Below are 4,658 nucleotides of genomic sequence, written 5' to 3'. Positions count from 1 at the left end.
GAATTACACCCTATCAAAAATTGACGCTGGCAACACAGGCTCTACTTCTGTGAACCATTATTAATGGGGGGATTACCCTGTTACTTGTTTTGCCTCTAATGTCAGCTATGCGGGTGACTGCCGAGGCTGCAGAAGTGAGAGTTCAATTAAAGGAATATCGGATGATCGCGGCCCCTCAGACGGTTAAGGCGGGGAAGGTCCGTTTTATTGCGGTCAATCGAGGGAAAGATAGGCATGAACTGGTGATACGGATCAAGGAAAATGGATGATATAGGGAACTGGGAGAGATTGAGCACTTTCCCCCAGGCATTTCTAAAGATATGGTTCTAAATCTTACGCCCGGGACCTATGAACTTTCCTGTCAGATTATTGAAATAGAGGAAGGGGAGACGAAGGATCACTTTAAAGAGGGAATGCATGTTGAAATTAAGGTAGAGTAGAAATCCTTTCGAAGGTGCATCACGACGCCAAAACGGGCGGTTCCTTGTCTAGCAACAGGAAGGATCCTAGACTTAACAATATGATTGCCGCCGAGAGGGAAAACATCGTCTGATAACCATACAATTTTGCAATCATCCCCCAAAAAGGGGTACCAATGAAGATGCCGATATCAAAAAAGAGCGTAAATATCGTCATCATACTGCCGCGATTTCCGTCGTGTCCCCGATTAATAATGAGCGTCGATAGAATCGGAAAGATAAATCCATGCCCCAGCCCGCACAACATCCCGCTGATAATGAGGCCGACGGGGGTGGTCCAGAAGGAGATTAATACAATCCCCGAGGCAAGGGAAATCAGGGAAGGATAAAGGATCTTTTTTAGCCCGAAGCGGTCCGGCCAATCCCCGGCGGTCAAGCGAATCGTGACGGCGGTCAGGGAGTAGGCGAGGAAAAAATAGCTTACAAACTCGATTTGAACAGATTTTGCGTAAGGGGTCAGGAAAACCAGGTAAGAGGCGATTCCAAGAGCGAAAGAGAGCGTTGTCATTAGAGGAACACGGGTGGATCGCTGAAGGGCAATTTGAAGGAAGCGTCTGATGGATAGGCTGAGGGCATTGTGTCGCGGTTCTCGAATATAAAAACTTGTAAGTACAGAGAGTGTCGCAAAGATGGCGCATGCCTTGAAAAGCAGACTATAGCCACCAATACGAAGGAGGTATTCTCCAAGTGGGACGCCAATGGCCCCGGAGAGATGACCTGAGACGCCAAAGAGAGCGATTCCTTCCGCCCGTCTGGATGAGGGGATGATGTCTGCGGCTAGGGTAAAGAAAGTGGCCATCAGGATCCCCCTCCCGAAGCCATGCAAAAGACGTATCCCAAAGATTTCAATCCCGATCCCGTCAACCCAGAGATAGGAGAGGTTGGCGAGCATAAAGATGAGACCGCCGCTGATCAGGCATATTCTTCGACCGATTCCATCCAGGGCTAGGCCGATACCCGGTCGGATGAGAATTCCGGCAAAAGAGGCCGTTCCCATAATGATGCCGACCAGGACAAGATCTGCCCCGAAGTCCTGAAGAAAGATCGGGAGGAAGACATAAGGCCAGAAAGCGAAGCCAAAGAATAAGTGCGAGATAAATAGTAAGAGAAAGTCCCGTGTTAGTAACGGGGGACGCTCCACCCGGGAAGAACTTCTTCGTTGAGACATGGCCCATGATAGCAAACTCTCACGTCACTATTCAGCACACCCATCTTTGGCTCTGCGAGACCCATTGCTCCATGGTGGTGTTGCTGTGGTTCTCAAATCCTCGCGCCTTATCCTGAAGAAAAATCTGGGCATGCTGAATAGTTACACTCTCAGGGCCTATGCGATGGAAACTCAACGGTATTGACGCCTTTCCGAGGGAAGAATAAAATGATCTGGTGATTCTGCATATAGACATGGATGCGTTTTATGCTTCGATCGAGGAACGGGATCGCCCGGAGCTTTGCGGGAAGCCCGTTATCGTCGGGGGGAGTCCGAGGGGACGTGGGGTGGTCGCGGCCGCCAACTATAAGGTCCGCGCGTTCGGGGTCCATAGTGCGATGCCCACGTCAAAGGCCCGAAGGCTCTGCCCAGAAGCCGTTTTTCTATCGCCGCGAATTGGATATTACGCAGAGGTCTCTGAGCAAATCCACATGATTTTCAAAAAATACACTCCGTTGGTGGAACCCCTCTCTCTAGATGAGGCTTTTCTCGATGCCACTGGAAGCGAAAGGCTCTTTGGAGATTTTGAAGAAATTGGACGGCGGATCAAGCAGGAGATCAAGGAGAAGACCCGGCTATGCGCCTCTGTCGGAATTGCCCCCAACAAATTTGTGGCCAAGGTCGCCAGTGACTTGGGAAAGCCAGACGGGTTCCTGGTGGTCAATCCGGAGGATGTTCAAGCCTTTCTCGATCCGCTTCCTATCCGCCGTCTCTGGGGGATTGGGACTTCCGGAGAGCGGATGCTTATGCAACGCGGGATCCGGACCATCTATCAAGTCCGCCAGCAACCCCGCTTGATGCTTCGAGAACTCTTTGGGAAATGGGGTGACCAACTCTGGGCATTTTCGCGTGGGCGGGATACCCGGGTGGTGATCCCGGATCATGAAGTAAAATCGATCTCAAATGAAACAACCTTTGAAAAGGATCTTGAGAACTTTGATCTGCTAAAATCCCATCTGGTGACCTTGACTGAGCAGGTGGCCTGGCGTTTGCGCCGTCAGAATCTCTTTGCCCACACAGTCGAGATCAAAATACGCTTCTCCGATTTTAAGACCATCACCCGTTCGAAGACCCTGACAAAAGCAAGCCATACGACTCAGGATTTCTTAAAGGCGGCGATTGGACTATTAGAAGCGAACTTTTCAAAAAAAAAAGGCCCTGTCCGGCTCGTGGGAATGGGCCTCAGCCATCTGGATTCCGGCTTTTACGTGCAGGGAGAGCTCTTTTTTGATGAAACCGATCAAAAGCAGCAGCGCATTGACGCCGCGACAGACCTCATTCGGTCTAAATACGGGGCATCCGCCCTCAAGCGTGGTGGGGGAGGCGCATCACCCGAATGAACTTTCAATGCCTGTTCTGTAGTAGAATAACAAAATATTGAACACGCACAGTGAGCACAATCCTCGCCCTTATAGGGCGGGGTTCTTCAATATGAATGAGGCTTCTTAAAAATGCCTAGATTGCTCCTCATAGCCGTTCTTGTAGGACTGATCATCTATATCATAAAAAACGCGATCAGTCCTAAAGTGCCGGACAGACTCTCCCCTGATTTTTTTCGTGTTCCAGGTGAAACCCTCAACCTAATCTTTGCCATCGGTGTTTCCTTTTTTGTGCTGTTGGTCTTATTACGTGTGACCTTCGGTCTCATTCTACTGGGGATGGTCGGCGCCGTGGTGATGGTCAAACTCAAACAGAGTCAATTGCTGGGTCAGGGAATCAAGGTCTCGAAAATGCAATTGCCGGAAGTCTATGAGGCGGTCGAAGTTGCTTCAAGGCGTCTGGGCATGGAGCAACCCGAGGTGTATGTCATTCAGAGCCAGGAGATCAATGCCTACGCCATGGGTGTGATCGGGAAGAAAACGGTTGTATTGCATTCAAAAACAATTGAATGTATGAACCAGGGAGAACTCACCTCTATTTTAGGCCATGAGTTTTCGCATATACTCTGCGGCCATACAAAATGGATTGCTCTGACCAGCTCCGCCAGGTTTGTCAGGATTCCGCTTGTTTCGATGCTGCTTGATTTTATCTTCTTGTTCTGGTCGAGAAAAGCGGAATATACATGCGATCGTGGGGGGCTCATCGCATGTGAGGACTTAAACGCCTCAATAAAGGCACTCATCAAACTCTCTGTCGGTGAACACCTGTTTCACCAAATGAATCTAAGTGAGTTGCTTTCGCAAAAGGAGGCCTTGGACAGCGATATCTTTTCAATGCTATCGGAGAAGATGTCGACACATCCCTATATTATTAAAAGAATCGTCGCATCGAAGAGGTTTTACGACTCTGAACTCTATTCTGAATTTGTAAAATACAGGACCATGACTCCGAACCACGACCCAGGAAAAACATAAACAGTCTTTACTGTTGGTATGATGAAGACCTCATGGACACTTCCAAAAAACGATCCTTGGTCCACCCCCTTTGCTGAGGGCCTCCTGTCGCAGCTTCAGTTGAGTCTCGGCCTCAGCCTGCTTGATGTGGCCTGTGGGGGTGCAGGAATTCCGGTCTTTTATCTGGCAGATCAAATCGGGCCAAAGGGCCACGTCCTCGGAATTGATATCAGCCCCATGCAGATTCGATACGCTCAAGCGAGGAAAGGCGAAGCCCTTCCCTGGCTTGAATTCGCCTGCATGGATGTGTGTAAACTGCCGCCCTCCCTTCCCTCTTTTGATCGCATTACCGGAAATCTAAGCTTCATGTTTTTTCGACCCAATCGTTTTGAAGCCCTCCATACACCACTTTCAGTTATAACTCAATATGTCAGCGCATGAGTCTAATGCCTTATGGCAAATTTATTGTAAAAATACAGATGGTGTTGTGCTTCAAACTACTTTTGAAAAACTCAATTCAATTAAAGGCCAGTATTCATTACACCCCGTTACATACCCGATACGAGTTATAACTGAAAGTGGTGTATTGAGTACTTGAAAAAAGCGGCGTATCTGGTTGATTTGAAACTGCGAATGAAT

Annotated in this window: 4 protein-coding genes; 3 read left to right on the top strand and 1 reads right to left on the bottom strand. The window is 48.9% G+C overall.

Going from position 1 to position 4,658, the window contains the following annotated elements:
• Positions 1 to 459: 459 nt before the first annotated feature.
• On the bottom strand, positions 460 to 1,647 hold the full coding sequence (locus tag EYQ01_05075) for an MFS transporter (protein HIE65175.1): 1,188 nt from the start codon (positions 1,645 to 1,647) through the stop codon (positions 460 to 462).
• Between the two features lie 215 nt (positions 1,648 to 1,862).
• On the opposite strand from EYQ01_05075, the gene dinB reads away from it, so the two are divergent.
• From dinB to EYQ01_05060, 3 genes are all read left to right on the top strand, one after another.
• A complete protein-coding gene (dinB, locus tag EYQ01_05070; GenBank protein ID HIE65174.1) occupies positions 1,863 to 3,026 on the top strand; it encodes a DNA polymerase IV in 1,164 nt (387 codons plus the stop codon).
• Positions 3,027 to 3,137: 111 nt separating this feature from the next.
• Positions 3,138 to 4,040: a hypothetical protein gene (locus tag EYQ01_05065; GenBank protein ID HIE65173.1), complete on the top strand. Its 903-nt coding sequence runs from the start codon at positions 3,138 to 3,140 to the stop codon at positions 4,038 to 4,040.
• Positions 4,041 to 4,058: 18 nt separating this feature from the next.
• Positions 4,059 to 4,460, top strand: coding sequence for a class I SAM-dependent methyltransferase (locus tag EYQ01_05060; GenBank protein HIE65172.1), 402 nt, complete (start codon positions 4,059 to 4,061; stop codon positions 4,458 to 4,460).
• Positions 4,461 to 4,658: the final 198 nt, after the last annotated feature.

The organism is Candidatus Manganitrophaceae bacterium, from assembly GCA_012960925.1.
GTDB lineage: Bacteria > Nitrospirota > Nitrospiria > SBBL01 > JAADHI01 > DUAG01.
Note: the sequence above shows the minus strand (reverse complement) of the source record. Positions and strands in the feature narration are given on the sequence as shown.